21 protein-coding genes and 1 riboswitch are annotated in these 23,861 nt (G+C 73.1%); of the genes, 14 read left to right on the top strand and 7 right to left on the bottom strand.

Annotation, left to right across the window (positions count from 1 at the left end):
- Window positions 1-338 precede the first annotated feature (338 nt).
- Window positions 339-1,586, top strand: coding sequence for an esterase/lipase family protein (locus ACWGH1_RS19920; protein ID WP_453408863.1), 1,248 nt, complete (start codon window positions 339-341; stop codon window positions 1,584-1,586).
- 624 nt (window positions 1,587-2,210) lie between these two features.
- On the opposite strand, the gene ACWGH1_RS19915 is transcribed toward ACWGH1_RS19920, so the two are convergent.
- The gene (locus tag ACWGH1_RS19915) at window positions 2,211-2,444 is read right to left on the bottom strand and encodes a ferredoxin (RefSeq protein WP_453356390.1); all 234 of its coding nucleotides are present in this window, start codon (window positions 2,442-2,444) and stop codon (window positions 2,211-2,213) included.
- The gene (locus ACWGH1_RS19910; protein ID WP_453356389.1) at window positions 2,444-3,916 is read right to left on the bottom strand and encodes an aldehyde dehydrogenase; all 1,473 of its coding nucleotides are present in this window, start codon (window positions 3,914-3,916) and stop codon (window positions 2,444-2,446) included. Before ACWGH1_RS19910 ends, ACWGH1_RS19915 begins: the two co-directional genes overlap by 1 nt.
- Before the next feature lie 181 nt (window positions 3,917-4,097).
- Here ACWGH1_RS19910 and ACWGH1_RS19905 point away from each other — a divergent pair, with 181 nt between their 5' ends.
- The 7 genes from ACWGH1_RS19905 (at window position 4,098) to ACWGH1_RS19875 (ending at window position 11,986) form a co-directional block, all read left to right on the top strand.
- A complete protein-coding gene (locus ACWGH1_RS19905) occupies window positions 4,098-5,150 on the top strand; it encodes an MBL fold metallo-hydrolase (RefSeq protein ID WP_453356388.1) in 1,053 nt (350 codons plus the stop codon).
- A 115-nt stretch (window positions 5,151-5,265) separates the two neighbouring features.
- Window positions 5,266-5,343: riboswitch (cobalamin riboswitch) on the top strand.
- A 130-nt stretch (window positions 5,344-5,473) separates the two neighbouring features.
- Window positions 5,474-6,709, top strand: coding sequence for a prenyltransferase/squalene oxidase repeat-containing protein (locus ACWGH1_RS19900; protein WP_453408862.1), 1,236 nt, complete (start codon window positions 5,474-5,476; stop codon window positions 6,707-6,709).
- Window positions 6,709-7,350: an SCO2322 family protein gene (locus ACWGH1_RS19895; RefSeq protein ID WP_453357057.1), complete on the top strand. Its 642-nt coding sequence runs from the start codon at window positions 6,709-6,711 to the stop codon at window positions 7,348-7,350. Before ACWGH1_RS19900 ends, ACWGH1_RS19895 begins: the two co-directional genes overlap by 1 nt.
- A 101-nt stretch (window positions 7,351-7,451) precedes the next feature.
- Window positions 7,452-8,576, top strand: a complete 1,125-nt coding sequence (locus ACWGH1_RS19890) for an energy-coupling factor transporter transmembrane protein EcfT (RefSeq protein WP_453357056.1) — start codon at window positions 7,452-7,454, stop codon at window positions 8,574-8,576.
- Complete coding sequence (locus ACWGH1_RS19885; RefSeq protein WP_453408861.1) at window positions 8,573-10,390, top strand: ABC transporter ATP-binding protein; 1,818 nt, start codon at window positions 8,573-8,575, stop codon at window positions 10,388-10,390. Before ACWGH1_RS19890 ends, ACWGH1_RS19885 begins: the two co-directional genes overlap by 4 nt.
- The gene (locus tag ACWGH1_RS19880; protein WP_453357347.1) at window positions 10,387-11,193 is read left to right on the top strand and encodes an ECF transporter S component; all 807 of its coding nucleotides are present in this window, start codon (window positions 10,387-10,389) and stop codon (window positions 11,191-11,193) included. The genes ACWGH1_RS19885 and ACWGH1_RS19880 overlap by 4 nt, the downstream gene beginning before the upstream one ends.
- A gap of 388 nt (window positions 11,194-11,581) precedes the next feature.
- Window positions 11,582-11,986 (top strand): aggregation-promoting factor C-terminal-like domain-containing protein, encoded by a 405-nt coding sequence (locus tag ACWGH1_RS19875; protein WP_453357346.1) that lies wholly within the window; start codon window positions 11,582-11,584, stop codon window positions 11,984-11,986.
- 155 nt (window positions 11,987-12,141) lie between these two features.
- Here ACWGH1_RS19875 and ACWGH1_RS19870 read toward each other — a convergent pair whose 3' ends face one another.
- Entirely contained in the window at window positions 12,142-13,311 is a 1,170-nt protein-coding gene (locus ACWGH1_RS19870) for a steroid 3-ketoacyl-CoA thiolase (protein ID WP_453356856.1), read from the bottom strand.
- Between the two features lie 241 nt (window positions 13,312-13,552).
- On the opposite strand from ACWGH1_RS19870, the gene ACWGH1_RS19865 reads away from it, so the two are divergent.
- Window positions 13,553-14,803 carry a cytochrome P450 gene (locus ACWGH1_RS19865; protein ID WP_453356857.1) on the top strand — a complete coding sequence of 417 codons (1,251 nt, stop codon included), beginning with the start codon at window positions 13,553-13,555 and terminating at the stop codon, window positions 14,801-14,803.
- A gap of 136 nt (window positions 14,804-14,939) precedes the next feature.
- On the top strand, window positions 14,940-15,311 hold the full coding sequence (locus ACWGH1_RS19860; RefSeq protein ID WP_453356858.1) for a DUF6193 family natural product biosynthesis protein: 372 nt from the start codon (window positions 14,940-14,942) through the stop codon (window positions 15,309-15,311).
- A gap of 153 nt (window positions 15,312-15,464) precedes the next feature.
- On the opposite strand, the gene ACWGH1_RS19855 is transcribed toward ACWGH1_RS19860, so the two are convergent.
- Window positions 15,465-17,507, bottom strand: a complete 2,043-nt coding sequence (locus tag ACWGH1_RS19855; protein ID WP_453357252.1) for a bifunctional glycosyltransferase 87/phosphatase PAP2 family protein — start codon at window positions 17,505-17,507, stop codon at window positions 15,465-15,467.
- 121 nt (window positions 17,508-17,628) lie between these two features.
- On the opposite strand from ACWGH1_RS19855, the gene ACWGH1_RS19850 reads away from it, so the two are divergent.
- Window positions 17,629-17,964, top strand: a complete 336-nt coding sequence (locus tag ACWGH1_RS19850; RefSeq protein WP_453357253.1) for an antibiotic biosynthesis monooxygenase family protein — start codon at window positions 17,629-17,631, stop codon at window positions 17,962-17,964.
- A gap of 63 nt (window positions 17,965-18,027) precedes the next feature.
- On the opposite strand, the gene ACWGH1_RS19845 is transcribed toward ACWGH1_RS19850, so the two are convergent.
- A complete protein-coding gene (locus ACWGH1_RS19845; RefSeq protein WP_453355665.1) occupies window positions 18,028-18,423 on the bottom strand; it encodes a nuclear transport factor 2 family protein in 396 nt (131 codons plus the stop codon).
- Between the two features lie 106 nt (window positions 18,424-18,529).
- Between ACWGH1_RS19845 and ACWGH1_RS19840 the strand changes: the two genes are divergently transcribed.
- A complete protein-coding gene (locus tag ACWGH1_RS19840; RefSeq protein ID WP_453355666.1) occupies window positions 18,530-19,033 on the top strand; it encodes a GNAT family N-acetyltransferase in 504 nt (167 codons plus the stop codon).
- A gap of 267 nt (window positions 19,034-19,300) precedes the next feature.
- Here ACWGH1_RS19840 and ACWGH1_RS19835 read toward each other — a convergent pair whose 3' ends face one another.
- Window positions 19,301-21,349: a DHA2 family efflux MFS transporter permease subunit gene (locus ACWGH1_RS19835; protein ID WP_453355667.1), complete on the bottom strand. Its 2,049-nt coding sequence runs from the start codon at window positions 21,347-21,349 to the stop codon at window positions 19,301-19,303.
- 366 nt (window positions 21,350-21,715) lie between these two features.
- Between ACWGH1_RS19835 and ACWGH1_RS19830 the strand changes: the two genes are divergently transcribed.
- Window positions 21,716-22,498: a peptidoglycan-binding domain-containing protein gene (locus ACWGH1_RS19830; RefSeq protein WP_453408860.1), complete on the top strand. Its 783-nt coding sequence runs from the start codon at window positions 21,716-21,718 to the stop codon at window positions 22,496-22,498.
- Window positions 22,499-22,532: 34 nt separating this feature from the next.
- Here ACWGH1_RS19830 and ACWGH1_RS19825 read toward each other — a convergent pair whose 3' ends face one another.
- Entirely contained in the window at window positions 22,533-22,874 is a 342-nt protein-coding gene (locus ACWGH1_RS19825) for a DUF5713 family protein (RefSeq protein ID WP_453355669.1), read from the bottom strand.
- Window positions 22,875-23,133: 259 nt separating this feature from the next.
- On the opposite strand from ACWGH1_RS19825, the gene ACWGH1_RS19820 reads away from it, so the two are divergent.
- Window positions 23,134-23,829 carry an HAD-IA family hydrolase gene (locus ACWGH1_RS19820; RefSeq protein ID WP_453408859.1) on the top strand — a complete coding sequence of 232 codons (696 nt, stop codon included), beginning with the start codon at window positions 23,134-23,136 and terminating at the stop codon, window positions 23,827-23,829.
- The last annotated feature ends 32 nt before the right edge of the window (window positions 23,830-23,861 follow it).

The following is a 23,861-nucleotide window of genomic DNA, read 5'->3' as shown; positions in this document are numbered from 1 at the left end:
AACTGAAACCGCACCGGCCAAGGGCCTCACCACACCGGACAGCGCACCGGACAACGAGACGGCACCCCCGCGCCCCAGATCGCTACGCGCTCCTCATCCCCGGCGCCCAACCCCCGTCTGGGGCTGGTCGTAGCCACCAACCTCGATCTCCGGCGCTCGATTCGTAATTGCGTTCGCATGAACACCCACACGGATGTACGTATCGACGTCTTTATGGTCATCGTGCACCCGGCCACCCCCTCCGCCCCCTTTCCTTCGCGATCACAGCACTGGATGGATGACTACTTTCCGTGCTCAGATAGATACGTTCCGTAATCACCGCGCGAAGGGACCCGTCCATGAGTGAGCCGCAGGCCACCGAGCAGCAGATCCGTGAGGCCCTCGCCTCCTCGCCCATCATCCTGGCCCCCGGGCCCCAAGAGCCGCCCACCCAGATCCCCCCGGTCCCGCATGACGTGTGGGACCTTCCCGGTGGCACTGCCTGGGTCTACTACGCCGAGGGCGGCGACCGGCTGACCAAGCCCGTGATCGCCGCCGACGGGTTCAACATGGGATCGAGCAGCATCGACATGCTGTGGCAGGGCCTGGACTGGGGGGAGTACGCCTTCTTCAGCGAGCTGCGCCGCCGCGGGCACGACGTCATCGTCCTCGGCTTCCACGAGCGCAGCGCCGCCATCCAGCAGAACGCGGACGCCGCGATCGAAGTGATCACCCGCGCCGGCAACGAGCGTCAGGGCAACCACCGGCTCGCCGTCGGCGGCTTCAGCATGGGCGGCCTCGTCACCCGCTACGCCCTCGCCAAGATGGAGGACCAGCAGATCGACCACCAGACCGGCCTCTACTGGTCGTACGACACTCCGCACCGTGGCGCCTGGATCCCCCTCGGCCTGCAGGCGTTCGCGCACTACTCGCGCAAGCTCAATGACGCCTTCTCCCGCCAGATCAACAGCCCGGCCGCCCGACAGCTGCTGGCCTGGCACATCGAGGAGTGGGACAGCAAGCCCGGCGTGGACGAGATGCGCGAACGGCTCCTCGCCGAGCTGAACCAGATGGGCAACTGGCCCGCGATCCCGGTCAAGATCGGCGTCGCCAACGGCGTCGCGACCGGTCAGGGCAACGGCATCAAGCCCGGCGACCACGCGGTCGAGGGCAAGGGCCTGTCCATCCTGGGCACCAACCTCTACGCCCAGCGCGGCGGCGACAACCAGATCGTCGCGACTCTGCGGCTGGTGACCCCGCCGCCGGCCAAGGAGGTACCGACCGACGACCTCCCCGAGATCGACGGGGCGCCCGGCGGCACCCTGGAGGGCTTCGGCATCCTGGCCGACAAGCTCAACGAGCAGCCGCCCATCCTCGGACTCAAGACCAACGCCCACGTCCGCCACCACTCGTTCGTCCCCTCCGTCAGCGCCGTCGCCATCCGCGACGTGACCACCGACGCCGACCTGTACGTGAACATCGGCGGCCTCAAGCCAGAGACGAGCGAACTCGACGACTTCAAGCTGGCCTCGCACAACGAGCCGCACACCCTGATGACCACGGAGCTCGGCGGCTGGATCGTCGAGCAGATCGTGAACCAGGGCTAGGAAAGTGCTGGTCGCAGCCGCTCGTTGAGGGCTGCGACCAGCCTGCTCGCCGCGTGGCGGACGACCCTCTGTGGGCACGGAACATCGCGGTAGGCGGCCTGACGGGTACGCCCAGCCCCGGACGGCCGTCGGCCGCCGAGACGGGAGAAGCGCGTAGCGATCTGTCGCGGTGGGCGAAGCCCCTGCCCTGGAACCGTGAGACGGCTGAGCCGAAAGAAGGACCGGCCCGTCCCTTTGGGGGGTTCCCGGCAGTCTTCGTTGATCCGGGGCGGGCCGGTCGGTCAAGGGTGGCCGCAGGCCATCGCGTAGCGACGCGACGAAGGAGCGCCCTTGAGGGACCGGTCCGCCCCGGGGAGACGATGGGACTGACGGGAACCCCCATACCCTCCCCGATCCGGTCCAGCGGACATCCCGCCCCCCGAAGCCCCGCCCCGCAGAGCCCGCCCCCTCCCATGGGTGCCGCTCGTCGGTGGCCGCGTTCGTCCGCGCCGCCGAGCCCGTGACCTTCGGGGCGCCGAGGTCCACGAGGCGGACTCCGAGCAGAGCACGCCCCACGCGCTGCTCAAGATGCTCGCCGCGCAGGAGAAATGAGGCACTGGAGCCAGCCCGGCGCCCCGGCGGTTCCTAGTCCTCCGGGGGGAAGACCGCTTCGCCCGTGGTGAGGAGGGTGATCGTGATGGCTTCCACCGGGCAGCCCTCGGCCGCCGTCAGGACCGGCTCGTTGGCGTCCGTCTGCGCCTCGCGGGGGTGGGACTGGCGGGCCGAGTCGAGGGTGAAGCCCGCCGGGGCGTGGTTCACGCACATGCCCGAGCCGATGCAGACCCCGCGGTCGACTTCGATCCGCCAGCGGTCGCCCATCACGCACCGGCCCCGGGGGCCTGGTATCCCGCCGGCAGGTGGATCATCTTGTGCTCCAGGTACTCGCTCAGCCCCTCGGGGCCGAACTCCCGCCCCACGCCGCTGTTCTTGTAGCCGCCGAACGGCCCCAGCATGTCCAGGCTGAAGGTGTTCACGTTGAAGGTGCCGGTGCGCACGCCGCGGGCGAAGTCGAGGCCGTGCTCCACGTCGGCGGTCCAGACGCTGCCGCTGAGGCCGAACTCCGAGTCGTTGGCCACGCGTACCGCCTCGGCCTCGTCCCCGTACGGGATCAGGCAGACCACGGGCCCGAAGATCTCCTCCTGGGCGATCCGCATCGAGTTGTCGACGTCCCCGAAGAGGGTGGGTTCGACGTACCAGCCCTGCTCCAGGGCGGCCGGGCGGCCGCCGCCGGTGAGGATCTTGGCGCCTTCCTCCTGCCCGATGCGGATGTAGTCCAGCGAGCGCCGCTGCTGCCGCTCGGCCACCAGCGGCCCGAGTTGCGTCGCCGGGTCGAGCGGGTCGCCGACGACCAGCGCCCCGGCGGCGGCGGCGAGGGCCTCGGCGATCTCCCCGTAGCGGCTTCGCGGCGCGAGGACCCGGGTCTGGGCCACGCAGGCCTGTCCGTTGTTCATCCAGGCGGCCGGGACGATCCCGGCGATGGTGGTTTCCAGGTCGGCGTCGGGGAGGATCACGGCGGCGGACTTGCCGCCGAGTTCGAGGGTGACCCGGGTCAGGTTGCGCGCGGCGACCTCCATGACGCGCTTGCCGGCGGCCACCGATCCGGTGAAGGCGACCTTGTCGATGCCGGGGTGGCCCACCAGGTACTCGCTGACCTCCCGGTCGGCGGGCAGGATCGACAGCACGCCCTCCGGCAGGCCGGCCTCCCGCGCGATGTCGGCCAGGATGTAGGAGTCGAGCGGGCACTCCGGCGAGGGCTTGAGGATCACCGCGGACCCGGTGAGCAGCGCGGGCGCGAGCTTGGCCGCGGCGACGAACTGCGGGACGTTCCACGGGATGACGGCGGCCACGACGCCGACCGGCTCGCGCCGCACCAGGATCGGCCCGAGCGCGCCCTGGCGGTGTTCCTCGTACGGGTAGTCGCGTGCGACGGTGATCGCGCCGTCGTAGACCATCATCGGGCCGAGCGCCTGGGCGAGGACGCTCCAGGAGTACGGGGACCCGTTCTGGGAGCTGATCGAGCGGGCTATCTCCTCGTGCCGGACGGCGATGGCGTCCTTGATCCGGGAGACGACGGCGATCCGCTCCTCCAGGGTCGTCCGGGGCCAGGGTCCTTCGTCGAAGGCCTTGCGCGCGGCGGCGACGGCGCGGTCCACGTCCGCCGCCGAGGCGTGCGGGACGCTGCCGATGACCTGCTCGGTGTGGGGCGAGACGACGGAGATGGTGGCGTCGCCCAGCGGATCCGTCCACTCCCCGCCGATGAACAGCTGTCCGTGTTCCACGAGCTCGGTCATGGCAAGGCCTCCTGCGGCTACCAGCGGGCTGGGCGTCGAAGAACTGATACCAGTTCTAGTTCCAGGAGTCCACGGCGCGGACACGACCGCCGGGACGGGGATCCGACGACTAGTCAGAACCCCTCCTGCAATGGTGGACTGGGGCGACCAATGCAACACGTTCTCGTTCCAGGGAGCCCGCATGACGCCCCTCGCCCCACCTCAGGTCACCGACCACGGCGGAGGCGTGTGGGGCATCAAGGTCCCCATCCCCGACAACCCGCTCGGGCACACCCTCGTCCACGTCCTCGACACCGGCCGCGGACCCGTCCTGATCGACACGGGCTGGGACGATCCGCAGTCCTGGGACACCCTCGTGGCCGGGCTCGCCGCGCTCGGCATCGCCGCCGCCGACGTCCACGGCGTGCTGATCACCCACCACCACCCCGACCACCACGGCCTGTCGGGGCAGGTCAGGGAGGTCTCGGGCGCCTGGATCGCCATGCACGCCGCCGACACCGAGGTCGTCGTACGGACCCGTTCCGCCGAACCCGGCGTCTGGTTCGACTACATGAGCGGGAAGCTGGCCACCGCCGGCGCCCCCGAGGAGCACATCGCCCCGCTGCGGGCGGCCCGGGCGAGCGGGCGGCTGCGGACCCTGCCCGGGCTGCGGTCCGCCGTCCCCGACCGGGAGATCGTCCCCGGCGAGCTGCTGCCCCTCGCCGGGCGCGCGCTGCGCGCGATCTGGACCCCCGGCCACACCCCCGGGCACGTCTGCCTCCACCTGGAAGAGGCCCACCCGGGGAACCTCCCCGGCAACGGCCGCCTCTTCTCCGGCGACCACCTGCTGCCCGGGATCTCCCCGCACATCGGCCTCTACGAGGACCCGCAGGACGAGCGGGTCACCGACCCCCTCGGGGACTACCTCGCCTCCCTCGAACGCGTCGGCCGCCTGCGCCCCGCCGAGGTGCTCCCCGCCCACCAGCACCCCTTCACCGACGCCCCGGCCCGGGTCCGGGAGCTGCTGGCCCACCACGAGGAGCGGCTGGCGGGGCTGTGGGAGCTGCTCGCCGAGCCCCTGACACCGTGGGGGCTGGCCGAGCGGATGCAGTGGAACCGGCCCTGGGAGCAGATCCCGTACGGGTCCCGGAACATCGCGGTCTCGGAGGCGGAGGCCCACCTGCGACGGCTGGTGAAACAGGGCCGGGCGGAAGCGGTCCCGGGCACGGACCCGGTCACGTACCGGGCGGTGTGACGTACCGGCCCGGCGCGGTGTAAGGGGCGCTCCCGGCCGGCGCCCCCCGCAGGCGGCTCCGGGCCGGCCCGGGACGGGCCGGTACAGTAAGGCCGTCGTCCACACTCCGTACGGGGGGAAGCCGGTGCGAATCCGGCGCTGACCCGCAACCGTGACCCGCACCGGCGCCGCCGGGGCGGGGAGCCGGGATGCCCCGTCGGGAGTGCGCGGCTCGTGCCGCCGGGCCCCCCGGCGGCCGGCACCGTCGAGGCATGCGGAGCCGGAGCCCGGTACCCGCGTGTGCCTGCCTCCGCTCCCCCAGCACGAGAGGCACCCGCCCCGCCATGAACGTCCGCCGCAGCGCCGCCGCGCTCGCCGCCTCCGCCGTGCTCTGCGCGGGCGCCGCCCCCGCGGCCCTCGCCGCCCCCTCCCCCTCCCCGGCGCCGGTCATCCCCTCCGGGCTGTTCGGCCAGGCCGACCCCACCTACGACGGCGTCTGGCGCCAGTCGTTCGCGCTGCTCGCCCAGCACACGGTCGGCCTGCGGCCCGCCCCGCAGGCCGTCGACTGGCTCACCGGCCAGCAGTGCGCCGACGGCGGCTTCGCCTCCTTCCGCGCGGACGCGACGAAGGCGTGCGACCCGGCGGCACCGCTCGACACGAACGCCACCGCGGTGGCCGTGCAGGCCCTCAAGGCGCTCGGCGGCCACGACGCGGCCGTCAAGAAGGGCGTGGACTGGCTGCGGTCCGTCCAGAACGAGGACGGCGGCTGGGCGTACGTCCCGGGCTCCCCGAGCGAGGCGAGCTCCACCTCCGTCGTCATCAGCGCGCTCGCCGCGGCGGGCGAGAAGCCGGCCGACGTCAAGTCGAAGGCGGGCAAGTCCGCGTACGACGGCCTGCTCTCCTTCCGGCTGGGCTGCGCCGCCGAGCCGGCCTCCGACCGGGGCGCCTTCGGGTACCAGCCGGCCGACGGCAAGCTCCCCGCCAACGCCGACGCGACGGCCGCCGCAACCCTGGCCGGCCTCGGCAAGGGCGCGGTCGTCACCCCGGCCGCCACCGACACCCCGGCGACCGCGTCGGCCTGCCCGGCGGGCGCCGCCGACCCGGCCGCCGCCGCCCAGGGCGCGGCCGGCTACCTGGCTGAGGCCCTCAAGAAGGACGGCCACCTCACCGCGGCCACCCCGGGCGCCGACCAGCCGACCCCCGACACCGGCAACACCGCCGACGCCGTCATCGCCCTCGCCGCGGCCGGCCACAAGCAGTCGGCGGCGGGCGCGCTGGAGTGGCTCAAGGCCAACTCGGCGCAGTGGGCGAAGGGCAACCCGGCGGCCCTGGGCACCCTGGTCCTCACCGCGCACGCGACGGGCACCGACCCGCGCGCCTTCGGCGGCACCGACCTGGTCGCGGCACTGAACGGGACGGGCCCGGCCCCGCAGACCCCGGCGACGGGCGGCATGCCCAAGGCCGGGGACAAGGACGGTTCCGGCAACGGCAACCTCGGCTGGATCATCGGGGCCGGCGCAGCGGCCGGCGTCGGCATCGGCTTCCTGCTGAGCGGCCGCCGCAAGAAGAACCAGGCCTGATGCGCAGGCTGGCCGCTCTCGCCGGCGCGCTCGGCGTCCTGTTCACCCTGCTCGCCGCGTCCCCGGCGCTCGCGTCGAGCTACCGCTACTGGTCGTTCTGGGACGGCGGCGCCAAGGGCCCCTGGACGTACGCGACCCAGGGCACCTCGGCCCGCCCGGCGGACGGGACCGTCCAGGGCTTCCGCTTCGCGGTGAGCAAGGACGCCGGGGCCGAGGCGTCCCGGCCGCGTACGGAGCCCGACTTCGCGGCGCTCTGCGCGGACACCCCTGCGGTGGCCGGCAAGAAGCGGGTGGCCCTGGTCATCGACTTCGGTCTGCCCGGCGACTCGCCCTCCGGCGAGGCCCCGCCGCAGGGCGGCCCGCGCACCGCCTGCGCGCAGGTGGCGCCGGAGGCCACCACCGCCGAGGCACTGGCCTCGGTGGCGAAGCCGCTGCGCTACAACAACGCGGCGCTGCTGTGCGCGATCTCCGGCTACCCGGGGCAGGGGTGCGGCGAGCCGCTCGCCGAGGGCGCGCAGGACGCGCCGAAGACCGCCCCCACCGGCGACGGCGGGCCCTCGGCGGGCCTGCTCGCGGGCATCGCGGCGGTAGCCGCCCTCGCGGCGGCCGCCGTCTGGCAGTCCCGCCGCCGCTCGCGATGAACCGCCTCCCGCACCCGCGCGCCGCAACCACGCACGGCGCCGCAGCCGGGCACCGGACCCCGGCGCGGGGCGGTCCGGTCGCGGCCGGTGGGCGCTCGCGCGTGCCGACGTACGAAAGGAAGGGCCTTCGCGCCGCCCCCGAGGCGCGTCGCGGCAACGCCCTGCACGCGGGGGCCTGGTGGGTGTGGGCGCTCGGGCTCGCCACCGCCGCCTCGCGGACCACCAACCCGCTCCTGCTCGGGCTGATCGTCGCCGTCGCGGGTTACGTCGTCGCCGCCCGCCGTACCGCCGCGCCCTGGGCGCGCTCCTACGGCGCGTTCCTGCGGCTCGGCCTGGTCGTCATCGGCCTGCGCCTGCTCTTCTCCGCCCTCCTCGGCTCGCCGGTCCCCGGGGCGCACACCGTGCTCACCCTCCCCGAACTGGCCCTGCCCGCCTGGGCGCAGGGCATCCGCCTCGGCGGCCGGGTCACCGCCGAGCAACTGGTCTTCGCCTTCTACGACGGCGCGAAGCTGGCCGCCCTGCTGGTGTGCGTCGGCGCCGCGAACGCGCTCGCGAACCCGGCCCGGCTGCTCAAGTCGCTGCCCGCCGCGCTGTACGAGGCGGGCGTGGCCGTGGTCGTCGCGATGACCTTCGCGCCGAACATGGTGGCCGACGTGGCCCGGCTGCGCACCGCCCGGCGGCTGCGCGGGCGCCCCACCGGCGGGGTGAAGGCCGTCCTCCAGATCGGCCTGCCGGTGCTGGAGGGCGCCCTGGAGCGGTCGGTGGCGGTGGCCGCATCGATGGACGCCCGCGGCTACGGCCGCACCGCGCAGGTTCCGCCCGCCGTCCGGCGCACCACCAACACGCTCACCCTCGGCGGGCTGCTCGGCATGTGCGCCGGTACGTACGGGCTGCTCGCGGCGGAGGGCGCCGTGTTCGGCCTGCCCGTCCTCATCCTCGGCCTGGCCCTGGCCCTGGCCGGGCTGCGCCTGGGCGGGCGGCGCAGCGTCCGTACCCGGTACCGGCCCGACCGGTGGGGCGGCCGGGCCTGGCTGGTCGCCGGTTCGGGTGCGGCGGTGGCGGCGCTGCTGGGCTACGCCGGGGCGCTGGACCCGGAGGCCCTGCGCCCGGGGGTGGTGCCGCTGGTCGCCCCGGCGCTGCCGCTCTGGCCCGCGGCGGCGATCCTCGTCGGCCTGCTCCCCGCCCTCGTGGCACCCGTACCGCCGAAGGAGGCGTCGTCGCTGTGATCCGGTTCGAGCAGGTGTCGGTCACCTACGAGGGCGCCTCGGCCCCTGCCCTGCGGGACGCGGACTTCACCGTGCCGGAAGGGGAGCTGACGTTGCTGGTCGGCCCGTCGGGAGTCGGCAAGTCGACCCTGCTGGGGGCCGTCTCCGGGCTGGTCCCGCACTTCACCGGCGGCCGGCTGCGGGGCCGGGTCACCGTCGCGGGCCGGGACACGCGCACGCACCGGCCGCGGGAGCTCGCGGACGTGGTGGGCACGGTGGGGCAGGACCCGTCGGCCCACTTCGTGACGGACGTGGTGGAGGACGAGCTGGCCTACGGGATGGAGTCCCTGGGGCTGCCACCCGCGGTGATGCGGCGCCGGGTGGAGGAGACCCTGGACCTGCTGGGCCTGAACGAACTCCGCGACCGCCCGCTGGCCACGCTGTCCGGCGGCCAGCGGCAGCGGGTGGCGATCGGCTCGGTGCTGACCCCGCACCCGCGCGTGCTGGTGCTGGACGAACCGACGTCGGCGCTGGACCCGGGGGCGGCGGAGGAGGTGCTGGCGGTCCTGCAACGCCTGGTGCACGACCTCGGCACCACCGTGCTGATGGCGGAGCACCGGCTGGAGCGGGTGGTGCAGTACGCGGACCGCGTACTGCTGCTGGACTCGCCGGGCGCGGCCCCCGTCCTCGGCAGCCCGGCGGAGATCATGGCGGTCTCCCCGGTCCACCCCCCGGTCGTCTCCCTCGGCCGCCTGGCCGACTGGTCCCCGCTCCCCCTCTCCGTCCGCGACGCCCGCCGCCTCTCACCCGCGTTGAAGGCCCGCCTCACGCACCTCCCGGCCCCGCCGGCCCACCCAGCCCCGCCGGCCGCTTCAGCCGCGCCGGCCCACCCAGCCCCGCCGGCGTTTGAGGCGCGGGGCGCGGGGCGGAGCCCCGAAAACCCGGCGCAGCCGGAGCCGCGCGGCGGGGCGGCGCCGCACACCTCCCGCTGGGCCCGGCTCCGCCGCAAGCGCGCCGGCGACTCGGAGCCGGCCGCGGCCCCGCCCCCCACCACCAACCCCGCGGAGCAACCGGCGCGCACCACCGACCTCACCCTCCGCCGCGCCCGCACCGAAATCCTCCACGGCATCACCCTCACCGTCACCCCCGGCGAAACCATCGCCCTCATGGGCCGCAACGGCGCCGGCAAGTCCACCCTCCTCGCCACCCTCGCCGGCACCCTCGCCCCCACCACCGGCGAGGTGCTCGTCGGCGGCCGCACCCCCCACCGCACGCCGCCCCGGGAGATGATCCGCCGCGTCGCGCTCGTCCCCCAGGACCCCCGCGACCTCCTCTACGCCGACACCGTCGCCGCCGAGTGCGCCGCCGCCGACGCCGATGCCGGGGCCGCCCCCGGCACCTGCCGCGCCCTGGTCACCTCGCTCCTCCCGGGCGTCCCCGACGACACCCACCCCCGCGACCTGTCCGAGGGCCAGCGCCTGGCCCTCGCCCTCGCCCTGGTCCTGACCGGCGAACCGGCCCTGCTGCTGCTCGACGAGCCGACCCGCGGCCTCGACTACGCCGCCAAGGCCCGTCTGATCGAGATCCTGCGCGCTCTGGCAGCCGACGGCCACGCCATCATCCTGGCCACCCACGACGTGGAGCTCGCCGCCGAACTGGCCCACCGCGTGCTGATCCTGGCCGGCGGGGAGATCGTCGCGGACGGCCCGACCGCCGAGGTCGTCGTCTCCTCCCCCGCCTTCGCCCCGCAGGTGGCCAAGGTCCTGGCCCCGGGCCGCTGGCTCACGGTCTCCCAGGTCGCCGCCGCCCTGTCCCGGGAGGGCCGCCCCGCATGACCCCGGCCCGCCCCCTGCGCGTCGGCCCGCGCGCGGCCGCCGCGCTGGTCCTCGTCACCCTCATCGGCATCGCCGCCTTCGGCTGGCCGCTGCTCGCCGGCGGCACCTCCGGCCTGTCCCACTCGCAGGACGCCCCCTGGCTCTTCGCGGCGCTCCTGCCGCTCCTCGTGGCGGTGGTCGTCGCCACGATCGCCGACCAGGGGATGGACTCCAAGGCCGTGGCGATGCTGGGCGTGCTCGCCGCGGTGGGGGCCGCGCTCCGGCCGCTGGGCGCCGGCACGGCCGGCCTGGAGCCCATGTTCTTCCTGATGGTGCTCAGCGCTCGCGTCCTGGGTCCCGGATTCGGTTTCGTCCTCGGCTCCGTGACGATGTTCGCGTCCGCGCTGCTCACGGGGGGTGTGGGGCCGTGGATGCCGTTCCAGATGCTGGCGCTGGGCTGGTTCTCGCTGGGCGCCGGGCTGCTGCCCGGGCCGGACCGGATCCGGGGGCGGGCCGAGCTGTGGCTGCTCGCCGCGTACGGGTTCGTCGGGTCGTTCGCGTACGGCACGCTGATGAACCTGCAGGGCTGGGTGCTCCTCCAGGGCATGGGCCAGGGCATTTCCTTCCACCCGGGCGAGCCGGTGTCCGCGAACCTGGCGCGTTTCCTCGCGTACTGCCTCGCCACCTCGGTCGGCTGGGACCTGGGCCGGGCCGCCCTGACCGTCGTGCTGACCCTGACGCTCGGCGGGACGCTGCTGAAAGCGCTCCGCCGGGCGACACGGAAAGCGGCGTTCGATGTCCCGATTTGCTTCGATATGCGTTGAAAGTGGCCCGGACCACACGCTATTTCGTTGTACGCTCGGTCACTCTGCGTGAGATTCGGGCCCTTCCGGGGTGAGGCGGCCCACAGGACGCACGTCACATACGGCACTCTTTAGTAGCCTCCGCGGGCCCGCTACAGGCGCCCTCAAACCGGCCCTGAGCTGGCCGGATGCGCCTGGCGGTCGCCAGGGGCCACAGGGGGCCGACTATGAAAGTGCCTAGTACCGGGGGCCGTTGCCAGGGCCGCCCGGACCTGGCTAACTGGTTGATGTCGCCACGGCGGCAGGGGCAACCGCCCCCCGCCCGACGAACCCCTCTCCTTCGCGTGAGTGGCTCACGCATGCTCCGGCATGCCGCGACCACCCTTGTCCCCTTCGGAAGGTTTCCTCCGTGTCCAACGCCGTCATCCGCCGCATCGCCGCTTCGAAGAAGACCCTCGCGGGTACCGTCGTCGCCCTCGGTGTCGCCGGTTCCATGCTCGCCACGGTGCCCGCCCAGGCGGCCCCGACGAGTGCCAAGGCGATCGCCCAGCAGATGATCAAGGACCCGGCGCAGTTCGCGGCCTTCGACCACATCGTTTCCCATGAGAGTGGCTGGGACCACACCGCCACGAACTCCGCTTCGGGCGCGTACGGCCTGGTCCAGGCCCTGCCGGCCTCGAAGATGGCTTCCGCGGGCTCCGACTGGAAGACGAACCCGGCCACCCAGATCAAGTGGGGCCTGGACTACATGAACTCCCGCTACGGCAGCCCCGTGGGCGCCTGGAACTTCTGGCAGTCGCACCACTGGTACTAAGCCGCCAGTGGCAGCAGACGCCGCACGACGCACCCCGGTGCGTGCGAGGGCCCCGGTGGCCGGCCTCCCCAGGCCGGCCACCGGGGCCCTCGGCTTTTCCCCATCCCACTGGGTTCAGTGGCCGCGCACCCGTACCGGGGCCCGGCCGCGCACCATCACAGCCGCTGGATGATCGTGCCGGTGGCCAGCGCGCCGCCCGCGCACATGGTGATCAGCGCGAATTCCTTGTCCCGCCGCTCCAGCTCGTGCAGCGCGGTGGTGATCAGCCGGGCGCCGGTGGAGCCGACGGGGTGGCCGAGCGCGATGCCGCCGCCGTTGACGTTGACCTTCTCCAGGTCCTGGTCGAAGACCTGGGCCCAGCTGAGGACGACCGATGCGAACGCCTCGTTGATCTCGACGAGGTCGATGTCCCTCAGGGACATCCCGGCCTTGCCGAGGACGGCGCGCGTCGCGTCGATCGGCCCGTCCAGGTGGTAGTGCGGGTCCGCGCCGACCAGGGTCTGGGCGACGATCCTGGCCCGCGGCCTGAGTTTGAGGGCGCGGGCCATCTTGCGAGAGGCCCACATCACGGCCGCGGCGCCGTCGGAGATCTGCGAGGAGTTCCCGGCGGTGTGCACGGCGGTCGGCATGACCGGCTTGAGCCGGGCGAGCGCCTCCATGGAGGTGTCCCGCAGCCCCTCGTCCCGGTCGACCAGCCGCCACATCCCCTGCCCGGCCGCCTGCTCCGCCTCCGTGGTCGGCACCTGCACCGCGAAGGTCTCGCGCTTGAAGCGTTCCTCGGCCCACGCGGCCGCGGCCCGCTCCTGGGACAGCAGGCCGAGCCGGTCGACGTCCTCGCGGCTCAGGCCCCGGCGGCGGGCGATCCGCTCGGCGGCCTCGAACTGGTTGGGGAGGTCGACGTTCCACTCGTCCGGGAAGGGCTTGCCGGGGCCGTGCTTGGAGCCCGAGCCGAGCGGGACGCGGCTCATGGCCTCGACGCCGCAGGCGATGCCGATGTCCATGACGCCGCCGGCGATCATGTTGGCGACCATGTGGTTGGCCTGCTGCGAGCTGCCGCACTGGCAGTCGACGGTGGTGGCGGCCGTCTCGTACGGCAGGCCCATGGCCAGCCAGGCGTTGCGGGCCGGGTTCATCGACTGCTCGCCGGCGTGGGTGACGGTGCCGCCGACGATCTGTTCGACGCAGTCGGGCTGGATCGCGGTCCGGGCGAGCAGTTCGCGGTACGTCTCGCCGAGCAGGTAGGCGGGGTGGAGGTTGGCGAGCGAGCCCCCGCGCTTTCCGATGGGGGTGCGTACGGCTTCGACGATGACGGGTTCCGCGGCCATGAGCTCGTCCTCTCCTGCACGGTGCCGGCGCGGCGGGCCGTCCCGGCGCCCCGCCCGAACTAGTACGCGTTCTACTTCTCTGCGCAGTCTTATGACCTGGGGGCCCGGCACGCAAGGGTCTTGCACGTTGCTTACACGGATTCCACACGCAACAGTTGACGCCGAGGCCCTTGCGACTTCTAGAACTCGTTACTACCTTCGAGCCATCTTCTGATGGGCCGTCAGACCTTGGAGTCGCCCGATGTCGTGTCCCGCGCTGCCCGAAGGCTTCGACGCCACCGACCCCGACCTCCTCCACGACCGGGTCCCGCTCCCGGAGTTCGCGCAGCTGCGGCAGACGGCCCCCGTGTGGTGGTGCGCCCAGCGGCGGGGCGTGACCGGTTTTGACGACGAGGGGTACTGGGCCGTCACCCGGCACGCGGACGTCAAGTACGTCTCCACGCACCCGGAGCTGTTCTCCTCGACCCTCAACACGGCGATCATCCGCTTCAACGAGCACATCCGGCGTGATGCCATTGATGCCCAGCGCCTCATCATGCTGAACATGGACCCGCCGGAACACACGCGCGTGCGCCAGATCGTGCAGCGCGGTTTCACCCCCCGGGCGATCCGCGGCCTGGAGCAGGCCCTGCGCGACCGGGCGCGGAAGATCGTGGAGGAGGCGCTGACCGCCTCCGCCGACGGCAGCTTCGACTTCGTCACCCAGGTCGCCTGCGAACTCCCCCTCCAGGCCATCGCCGAACTGATCGGCGTGCCGCAGGAGGACCGCTCGCGCATCTTCGACTGGTCGAACAAGATGATCGCCTACGACGACCCGGAGTACGCGATCACCGAGGAGGTCGGCGCCAACGCGGCGATGGAACTCATCGGCTACGCGATGAACCTGTCCGCCGCCCGCAAGGAGTGCCCGGCCAAGGACATCGTGACGCAGCTGGTGGCCGCCGAGGGCCAGGGCAACCTGGGCTCGGACGAGTTCGGCTTCTTCGTGCTGCTGCTGGCGGTCGCGGGCAACGAGACGACGCGCAACGCCATCAGCCACGGCATGCACGCCTTCCTCACCCACCCCGGGCAGTGGGAGCTGTACAAGGCGACGCGCCCGTCGACGACGGCGGAGGAGATCGTGCGCTGGGCCACGCCGGTGGTGTCCTTCCAGCGCACCGCCACCCGGGACACCGAACTCGGCGGCCAGAAGATCAAGGCGGGTGACCGGGTGGGGCTGTTCTACTCCTCCGCCAACCACGACGCGGAGGTGTTCGAGAACCCGGACGTCTTCGACATCACCCGCGATCCCAACCCGCACCTGGGGTTCGGCGGCGGCGGACCGCACTTCTGCCTCGGCAAGTCCCTCGCCGTCATGGAGATCGACCTGATCTTCAACGCGCTCGCCGATTCCCTGCCCGACCTGCGCCTCGCCGCGCCGGGCCCGCGGCGGCTGCGCGCGGCCTGGCTCAACGGCATCAAGGAACTACGGGTCGGCCACGGCCGCGGCTGAGCCGCGCTGCCGGCCCGGGACCCAGGGCGGCAGGGGCCGCTCCCGCCCACGCCCCGGCCCCTGCCGTCCGCTGGTCTACCGGTTCGTGACCTGCGAAACCGTTGTCCTGGCGGCGTCGGGGCAGCACACTGCGCGGATGAACCTTCAGGAACGCGGGACCGCCGACGCGGTGGAAGCCCGCTGGCAGCGCATGCCCTTGACGTGGCGGCTGGTACGGGACCGGGCCGAGTCCAAGACGCTGAGCCAGGGCGTCCTGTCACTGCTGGCGGCGGCCTCCGCCGAACCGCGGCTGCGCCGGCTGTACCCGTTCACCAAGCAGTGGACCCTGTGGTTCAGCTCCCGTACCAGCCCGCCGTTCAACGTCGACGTACCGGCGGTCGAGCCGCTGCCCGACGGCCGGTTCCGGGTCGGCGGTCCGCGTCCGGCGCAGGTGCTCGGCGAGGCCGACACCGCCGAGGCCGCCATCGCGCTCGTGGTGGCCCATCTCCCGGCGGACGCGCGGCCGTAGCCGGTCGTGTCCCGGGTGGCGGGCACGACTGCGGGGCCCCATCCTGGACGGACGCGGCGATCCACCGAAGGGGTGCCGGAGCAGAATCGATTCTGCTCCGGCACCCCTTCGGCCCGCGCGCCGTCGGCGTACACCCGCGTACGCGCGCGCGGGTCAGGCGCTGGTGCGCTCCCCCGACGGGCTCGCACTGCCCAGCCGCTCCGGCGTGCGCGGGCGCGGCACCGTGAGGCTGACGTCGGCCGGCGCCAGCGCGCCGCGCGGCCCGGAGAGTACGTAGACCAGCCCGAACCCGGCGGCGACCACGAGGGCGCCGCCGACGGCGTCGAGCACCCAGTGGTTGGCGGTAGCGACGATCGCGCACACCGTGATCAGCGGGTGCAGCGCCCCCAGCAGCTTCTGCCAGGTCTTGGGCGCCAGCACGACGATGACGATCCCGCACCACAGCGACCAGCCGAAGTGCAGCGAGGGCATCGCCGCGTACTGGTTGGAGATGGCGGTCATCGCCCCGTACTGAGGGTGCGCCAGGTCCTGCACCCCGTGCACCGTGTCGACGAAGCCGAGGTCGGGCATCAGGCGCGGCGGTGCGAGCGGGAACAGCCAGAAGCCGACGAGCGCGAGGACGGTGGCCAGGCCCAGCGAGGCGCGCGCCCAGCGGTAGTCGCCGGGGCGGCGCCAGTACAGGACGGCCAGGATGGTCAGCGGGACCACGAAGTGGAAGGAGGTGTAGTAGAAGTTGAAGAACGCCTTCACCGGGGGCGCGTTCACCACGGCGTGGTTCACGGCGTGCTCGATGTCGATGCCGAGCGCCTTCTCCATGCCGTGGATGAGGCTGCCGTTGCTCTCGGCGAGGCTGCGGCTGGTGGGTGCGGCGGCCCGGATGTGCGAGTAGAGCGAGTACCCCACCCGTATCAGCAGCAACTCCAGCAACAGGTTGGGGCGCGACAGCACGCGCCGCCAGAACGGCATCAGCGGCACGCGCGACCAGCGGGCGGCCGCGGGCCGCCCGTAGGCCGTCGGGACGGGCTCGCGCCAGTACGGGGACGACCGCGGGAGGAACGGTACGGCGCAGGCCGCCGCCAGCGCCGTCAGCAGCAGCACGTTGTCGCGTACGGGGGCCAGCGCGGCCAGGTTCGGCAGCAGCACGTCCGCGGACAGGGTCATGGCCAGGACCACGGCGACCGGCCACACCGTGCGGTCGGCGGCCCGCTTGCCGACCTTGCCGGCGACCGCGAGCAGGACCCACAGCAGCTGGTGGCGCCAGCCGGCCGGGGACACGGCGACGGCCACGCATCCGGTGATCGCGGCGGCGAGCAGCAGCTGCCCGTCGCGGGCGTAGCGGGCCGCGCGGCGCAGGCCGGTCCACATGACCGCGGCGGCCAGGGCGGCGTAGAGGACGATCTCGCCGGGGCCGCTCAGGCCGAGCCGCAGCAGGGCGCCGTGCAGGGACTGGTTGGCGAGGCTGTCGGGGGCTCCGCCGAGGCCGGTGCCCGCGATGTCGTGCACCCAGTACGTCCACGAGTCGCGCGGCAGGGACGCCCAGGACAGCGCGGTGGCGCCGGCGAAGGTCACGGCGGCGGCCTTGGCCCCGGCGCGTCGGCCGGTGAGCCACAGCAGCGGCGCGAAGAGCAGCAGGCCGGGCTGCAGCGCGGCGGCGAGGCCGACGAGGAACCCGGCCGGCCGCTCGGCGGGCACCCGGAAGACGGCCAGCAGCACCAGCAGGACGGGCAGCACGGCGGTCTGCCCGGGCGACGCGGCCTCCCGGACGGGCAGCGAGACCATCATCAGCGCGACCAGCACCGGCGCCGCCAGCAGCGCGGTGCGGCGGGGCACCGGATCGGGCAGCGCCCGGGCGGCCACCAGGCCGATCGCGGCGACGAACAGGAGGGTGACGCAGGTCCACGCCACCTCCAGCGAGGGCGCGGCGAACCCGGCGAACGGCTTGAGGACCAGCCCGGCGAAGGGCGTGCCGGTGAACTGGCCGGAACCGCTGTCGTAGAGCGAGCCGGGCAGGCTGCCGGGGAGGTGGAAGGCGCTGAGCCATTCCCCCGGTGGGACGCGCAGCACGACGGCGGCCTGTCTGACGGCGAGCACCGCCGCCAGCGCCCACAGCAGGAGGCGCGCCGCCCCGAGCCTTCCGCCATCGCCTATGACCCCGGCATGTCCGGGTCCACCCCTGTGCTCCGCCGCGTTAGCCACGCCTCGCCGGCCTCCCGCCCTGTTGACCGCAACCCTGACTTCGCCTGGCTGCCGCGTTTCATGCACCACTTGATTGCCTGGGGACGACGATATCCCGCGCACGATCCCTAGGATGGCGGGCATGAGCATCGTGAAGATCAACGCGCTGACCGTTCCCGCCGAGCAGCGGGAGGTGCTGGAGCGGCGTTTCGCCTCGCGGGCGGGGGCCGTGGAGGGTTCGGACGGGTTCGAGTGGTTCGAGCTGCTGCGTCCGGTGGAGGGCACGGACCAGTACCTCGTGTACACGCGGTGGCGTTCCGAGGAGGACTTCCAGGCGTGGATGGAGGGGCCGATGAAGGCGGCGCACCAGGGCGGTGGCGGCGGCGCGGGCGGTGAGCGGCCCAAGCCGGCGGCGTCGGGTTCGTCGGTGTGGTCGTTCGAGGTCGTGCAGCAGGCGGCGCCGAAGCCGCAGGGCTGAGGCGGACGGGCGGCCGCCGGGTCCTGCCGCGCGGCCGCCCGGTCTTGCTCGGGGCGGGTGTGGTCAGCCCCAGAAGGTGTTCTCCTCGTCGATGTCCTGGGTGCACTGGTCCATGTCGCTGACCTTGCCACCGACGATGGTGAAGAAGATGCCCTGGTGGATCTCGATGCCGCGGTCGGCCCGGTCGGCGCGGGTGGTGTGGAAGGCCATGGCGTGGCCGCGGCCGTCCACGAGCACGGACTGCAGCTCGACCCGCATGGTGCCGCCGGTCTCCTCGGCGAAGGCCCGGTAGAGGTCGAGGACGGCTTGGCGGCCCTTGTGGTGCCCGGAGAGCGGGTTGTCACCGGGCATGTGGTGGATGACGTCGGCGGTCAGGAGGGAGCCGAGCGTCTCCATGTCGCCCTTGTTGAAAGCCTCGTAGCCACGGCGGACCAAGGCCGCGTCGGGGTGTTCGGACATGGCGCCCACATCCTCTGATCGAAGCGATTTACCCCTTTTCACATCATCAGGCCGTGCCTGTGGATATTCCAGCGCGGCCGTCCGGTGGCCGCCCCAGAATGACGCCATGACCAGCGAACAGATCACCGCCACGGGCACCTGGCAGGTCGCCCCCGAACCGTTCACCACCGCCGACGCCACCGCCTTGCGCCGCGCCTACTACGCCGAGGTCGCCGGCCGGTACTGGCGCAGGCCCGTCACCGAGGCCGAGATCGACCAGGGCCTGTGCGACGACCCGGCCGACGGACTAGCCCTGCCGACTGGCGCGTTCCTGGTCGGACGGTACGACGGGCGCCCCCTGTCCTGCGGCGGGATACGCCTCCTGGACCCGGTGACCGCCGAGCTCACGAGGGTGTACGTCGACCCGCGCGCCCGCGGCACCGGCGGCGGGGCGGCCCTCCTCAGCGCCCTTGAGGACGCGGGCCGGGACCTTGGCGCCGCCCGGATCCGCCTGGACACCCGCTCCGACCTCGTCGAGGCCCGGCGCTTGTACGCGCGGCAGGGGTACGCGGAAATACCGGCCTACAACTCCGGTCCGTATGCGGAGCACTGGTTCGAGAAGCGGATATAGCGCAGCGACATGCCCGGCCGCGGCTCCGGCGGCCCCGACGTCGCTGACGCCGGCCTCGCTCAAGCGCACGGCGGCATCGGCCGCATTCGCCGCCTCCCTGCTGATCGGTGCCACGGCCCTTTCGGCGGGAACCGCGGCGGCTGCGGACGCTCCTGACCTCGAAAGGGTCTCCTGCGGTTTTCGACGCTGCGCGGGCTGCCCCGGACGGGCCTGATCGACGCCGCGACCTGGGCCGAACTGCGGTACGGCTGACGGCGGTAGCACCGGTCAGTGGTTGGAGTGGTCGCGGCGCGCGGAGGCGCCGTAGGGCTCCTCGGCCTCGGAGCCGCAGAGTTCCTCGTTGAGCTCCCTGACCAGGTCGGCCAGGTCGGTCGGCCGGTCGGGACCCCACCAATCACCGAGCAGCTCGGCGAGGGACTCCTGCCTGGCCTGCGCCAGCCGGGCCGCGGCCTCGCGGCCCCGGTCGGTCAGGATCAGCGGCAGTCCGTCGCGGACGGCGAGCCCGCGTTCCTCGATCTGGCGGGCGGCCTCCGTGACGGTCTTGATCGGGACGGTGGTGCGTTCCGCCAGGACCGCCGGCTCCACCGATCCGTACCTGTTGATCCGCAGCAGCATCCAGCTGGCGGCGGGCAGCAGATCGAAGCCGGCCTTCTCGGTGATCTTCTCGTAGACGTGACGGCGGCCTTCGCGACTGCCGAGCACCGACAGCGCCCGGGCCACCTCGTCCCGTGACGAGCGCTGGACCGGGTTGGTGGCTAGGGTCTCGCTCGCGTCGGGTGCGGTGACCGAACCGCGCAGCTTGTCCTCCTTGAGGAACCAGGCGACGACGAAGGCGACGAGGACCACGGGCACGGCGTACAGGAACACATCGGTGATGGCCGACGAGTAGGCGTCGAGGACGCGCGGCCGCAGATCGGCCGGCAGCTTCGCGATCGCCCGCGGGTCGGCCTCCAGGCCGTTCACGCTCACCCCGGGCGGCAGGGGAACCCCGGTGAGGGTGGCGGAGAGTTCGTCGCCCAGCAGGCTGTTGAAGATCGTGCCGAAGATGGCCACGCCGAAGGAGGCGCCGATGGAGCGGAAGAAGGTGGCACCCGAGGTCGCGACGCCCAGGTCCTCGTAGCGGACGGAGTTCTGCACCACCAGGACCAGTACCTGCATGACCAGGCCGAGGCCGACGCCGAACACGAAGAAGTAGAGGCTCATGACCAGGTCGGAGGTGGTGCGCTCCAACTGGTGCAGGAGCAGCAGCCCGACGGTGGTGACGGCGGTGCCCGCGATCGGGAAGACCTTCCAGCGGCCGGTGCGGCTGACGACCTGGCCGGAGGCGGTGGAGGAGATCAGCAGACCGAACACCATCGGCAGCATGTGGACGCCGGACAGCGTCGGCGAGACGCCCCGGACGACCTGGAGGAAGGTCGGCAGGTAGACCATCGCACCGAACATCGCGAAGCCGATGACGAAGCTGATCACCGAGCAGAGGGTGAAGGTGCGGATCTTGAACAGGCCCAGTGGCAGGACGGGTTCGGCGGCCCGCCGCTCCACGGCGATGAAGGCGACGAGCAGCACCGCGCCCAGCGCCAGGAGACCGATGACCTGGGCCGAGCCCCAGGCCCAGGTGGTGCCGCCGAGCGAGGCGACGAGCACGAGGCAGGTGGCGACGGAGGCGATGAGGAAGGTGCCGAGGTAGTCGATGGTGTGCTTCGAGGAGCGCCTCGGAATGTGCAGGGCGGCCGCGATGACCACGAGCGCGACGAGACCGATGGGGAGGTTGATGTAGAAGACCCAGCGCCAGGACAGGTGGTCCACGAACAGGCCGCCCAGCAGCGGGCCGAGGACGCTGGTGGCACCGAAGACCGCACCGAAGAGGCCCTGGTACTTGCCGCGCTCGCGGGGCGTGACGATGTCGCCGACGATCGCCATGGACAGGACCATCAGCCCGCCGCCGCCCAGGCCTTGCAGGGCCCGGAACCCGATGAGCTGCGGCATGTTCTGGGCCAGCCCGCACAGTGCCGACCCGATGAGGAAGATGACGATGGCGCCCTGGTACAGCTTCTTGCGTCCGTACTGGTCACCGAGCTTGCCCCACAGTGGAGTGGCGGCGGTGGAGGCGAGCATGTAGGCGGTGACGACCCAGGACAGGTGCTCCATGCCGCCGAGCTCGCTGACGATGGTCGGCAGCGCGGTGGAGACGATGGTCTGGTCGAGCGCCGCGAGGAGCAGGCCGAGGAGCAGCGCGCCGATGGCGACGAGCACCTCCCGGGAGGTGTGCTCCGAGCCCGGGCGGGGGCCCACCGACGTGGTCACTTCCTGTGCCATCGGCTCCTCCGTAGGTGTCGGGGCCCTCGGGCGGCCCGAAGGGCGGCCGTCGGCCACGGCGGACGGCCTGCCCCCGGGCCGGGCCCCTCGGGCGGGATCAACATTTCCATCCTGAGCGGTGTGTCCGGTTATGGCCTCTCGGGAGGTTGGGCGCGGCCTGGCGGGTCTGCATAATCGCTGGCATTGGCCAGGGAGGGTTTTCCAGTGAGCGCTGAGCGCTGTCCAGATTGCGGCGCCCCGGGCGCCGGCTGCGGGTGTGCTCCGGCGGCGGGTTTCGACCCCCTGCGCATCCGTCCGTACGTCAGCCTGTCCGAAACCGGCCAGCCGGGTGACGCGGGGCCGCACCCGCAGCCGGTGCTGGGCGCGATGGCGCAGCCGGGTGACGCCGACGCGACGCAGCTGCTGCCCCCGGTCCCGCCCGCACCGCCGGCAGGAGAGGGCACTCCGGCGTACGGCACCCCCGTACCGCCGCCGCAGCCCTGGCCGGACCACACGGTCCCGCTCCTTGCGGTTCCCCCGGCGCCGGTCAGCACGAAGGCCATGGCGGGAGGTGGGGGCGGGGCCGGGGGCCCGGAGAAGCGGCGAAAGCTGCCCCTGCTGCTGGCCGGCGCCGCCGCACTCGTCGCCGTCGGCGGGGTGGCCGTGGCCTTCGGCGTGTCCGCCGGTTCCGGATCGGGCGACGCGGCGCTGCTCGACGCGAAACCGTCCGCGCCGGCGGTGGACGTGGCCCCCGCCGAGCCGTCGCAGGGTTCGCCCAGCGCGTCGGCCGGCCGCTCGGCTTCGGCGTCCGCCTCGGCTTCGCCCTCGCCCAGCGCGTCGCGTTCGCCGTCGCCGTCCGCGTCACCGAGCGCGTCCCGTTCCTCGGCGGCGCCGTCCCGGACTCCTTCCGTCACGCCGAGCCGCACCTCTGCGGCCCCGCCGCCTCCGCCCGCCGCCCAGGGCCCGACCCTGCGCTACGGCGATTCGGGCCCGGAGGTGAAGAGGCTCCAGCAGCTCCTCGCCGGGCAGGGCCTGTACCGCGGCAAGCCCGACGGCAGGTTCGGCAAGTCCACGGAGGACGCCGTGTCGGAGTTCCAGTGGTACAACGACATCACCGCGGACCCCTGGGGCGTCTACGGCCCCGCGACCCGCAAGGCCCTGGAGGGCTAGCGTCCCGGGCACGAGCGGGGCCCCGCGCCCGGATTCACCATTCCCGGGTCGCGATGAGCTCCTCGATGTCCGCGTCCGCGAATCCGTAGGCCGACGCCACGAACCAGAAGTCCTCGGCGATCTCCTCGCGCGCGACGGTGTCGATCCCGCTCCCGGCCGCCTCGAAATCGGCCTCCAGCAGGTTGAAGGCCTCCGTCGCCGCGTGGGTGAGTACGTACAGGGCCGCCAGGTCCGGCGGCCGCTCCGCTTCTATCCGCTCGCACAGCCCCATGAGGATCGCCCGGCCCCTGCCGAGGACGTGATCCGGGAAGTACGGATCGTCGTACAGCCGCCGCAGCATGCCGTGCTCCGCCACCTGCTGGTTCGTGATGGACATGGCGCCTTCCCGTCGTCTTCGCCACCGATGGGCCGATGGGCCGATCATGCACCGCAGGTCTGACAAAGCACCGCGAGGTGCGCCTCCATGCGTCCACGCCCACGGCCGGCGCGAGCGCGGACGGCACCGCGCCGGAGGGCGGTGGCGCGAGTCCCGCCAGATTTTGTATAGTGAGGGAACAAAGTGGTTCCGTCCTCACTCCCTGACCGGTGGACGGAACCACTTGTTCTCTTTTGCCCCTTTGTCTGGAGTCCCGCCGATGTCGGCCAGCACCACCAGCAACGCACCCGTCACAACCGTCGCCCTCTCCGCCAAGGCCCTGCTCCTGGACATGGACGGCACGCTCGTCAACTCCGACGCGGTGGTCGAACGGTGCTGGCGCGACTGGGCAGTGGCCCACGGACTGGACCCGCAGGAGGCGCTCGAGGTCGTGCACGGCCGCCAGGGCTACGCCACGATGGCGATCCTGCTGCCCGGACGCCCGATGGAGCTCAACCACGCGGAGAACGCCGAGATGCTCGCCCGCGAGACGGCCGACACCGACGGCGTGGTCCCCGTCGAGGGCGCCCCCGAGTTCATGGCGGCCATCGCCGGCCTGCCGCACGCGCTGGTCACCTCGGCCGACGCCGCTCTGGCCCGGACCCGCATGGCGGCGGCCGCACTGCCGATGCCCCGCGTGCGGGTGACCGCCGAGTCGGTCGGCGCCAGCAAGCCCGACCCCGAGGGCTTCCTCAAGGGCGCCGCCGAGCTGGGCGTGGAGCCGGCCGACTGCATCGTGTTCGAGGACTCGGCCGCCGGGATCGCCGCAGGTCAGGCGGCCGGAATGCGGGTGATCGGGATCGGCCCGCGCGCGGCCGCGCACGCCCCGACGGCCCATGTCCCGGACCTGCGGTCGGTACGCGTCGACACCGCGCCGGACGGCGCCCTCCGCCTCACGCTCACCACGACTGCCTGAGCGCCACCGGCCCCGCCCGCTACGCCACGGGC

Source organism: Streptomyces sp. NPDC054883 (assembly GCF_053610645.1).
This window is presented reverse-complemented; position numbering and strand designations above follow the sequence as displayed.

Excerpts from the sequence above, each read along its gene's own strand:
- ACWGH1_RS19865 (WP_453356857.1), top strand. The coding sequence starts at position 13,553 with ATGTCGTGTCCCGCGCTGCCCGAAGGCTTCGACGCCACCGACCCCGAC.
- ACWGH1_RS19915 (WP_453356390.1), bottom strand. The coding sequence starts at position 2,444 with ATGGGCGACCGCTGGCGGATCGAAGTCGACCGCGGGGTCTGCATCGGC.
- ACWGH1_RS19880 (WP_453357347.1), top strand. The coding sequence starts at position 10,387 with ATGACCCCGGCCCGCCCCCTGCGCGTCGGCCCGCGCGCGGCCGCCGCG.
- ACWGH1_RS19835 (WP_453355667.1), bottom strand. The coding sequence starts at position 21,349 with ATGGCACAGGAAGTGACCACGTCGGTGGGCCCCCGCCCGGGCTCGGAG.
- ACWGH1_RS19905 (WP_453356388.1), top strand. The coding sequence starts at position 4,098 with ATGACGCCCCTCGCCCCACCTCAGGTCACCGACCACGGCGGAGGCGTG.
- ACWGH1_RS19895 (WP_453357057.1), top strand. The coding sequence starts at position 6,709 with ATGCGCAGGCTGGCCGCTCTCGCCGGCGCGCTCGGCGTCCTGTTCACC.
- ACWGH1_RS19850 (WP_453357253.1), top strand. The coding sequence starts at position 17,629 with ATGAGCATCGTGAAGATCAACGCGCTGACCGTTCCCGCCGAGCAGCGG.
- ACWGH1_RS19920 (WP_453408863.1), top strand. The coding sequence starts at position 339 with ATGAGTGAGCCGCAGGCCACCGAGCAGCAGATCCGTGAGGCCCTCGCC.
- ACWGH1_RS19840 (WP_453355666.1), top strand. The coding sequence starts at position 18,530 with ATGACCAGCGAACAGATCACCGCCACGGGCACCTGGCAGGTCGCCCCC.
- ACWGH1_RS19860 (WP_453356858.1), top strand. The coding sequence starts at position 14,940 with ATGAACCTTCAGGAACGCGGGACCGCCGACGCGGTGGAAGCCCGCTGG.
- ACWGH1_RS19900 (WP_453408862.1), top strand. The coding sequence starts at position 5,474 with ATGAACGTCCGCCGCAGCGCCGCCGCGCTCGCCGCCTCCGCCGTGCTC.
- ACWGH1_RS19910 (WP_453356389.1), bottom strand. The coding sequence starts at position 3,916 with ATGACCGAGCTCGTGGAACACGGACAGCTGTTCATCGGCGGGGAGTGG.
- ACWGH1_RS19820 (WP_453408859.1), top strand. The coding sequence starts at position 23,134 with ATGTCGGCCAGCACCACCAGCAACGCACCCGTCACAACCGTCGCCCTC.
- ACWGH1_RS19845 (WP_453355665.1), bottom strand. The coding sequence starts at position 18,423 with ATGTCCGAACACCCCGACGCGGCCTTGGTCCGCCGTGGCTACGAGGCT.
- ACWGH1_RS19825 (WP_453355669.1), bottom strand. The coding sequence starts at position 22,874 with ATGTCCATCACGAACCAGCAGGTGGCGGAGCACGGCATGCTGCGGCGG.
- ACWGH1_RS19830 (WP_453408860.1), top strand. The coding sequence starts at position 21,716 with ATGGCGCAGCCGGGTGACGCCGACGCGACGCAGCTGCTGCCCCCGGTC.
- ACWGH1_RS19870 (WP_453356856.1), bottom strand. The coding sequence starts at position 13,311 with ATGGCCGCGGAACCCGTCATCGTCGAAGCCGTACGCACCCCCATCGGA.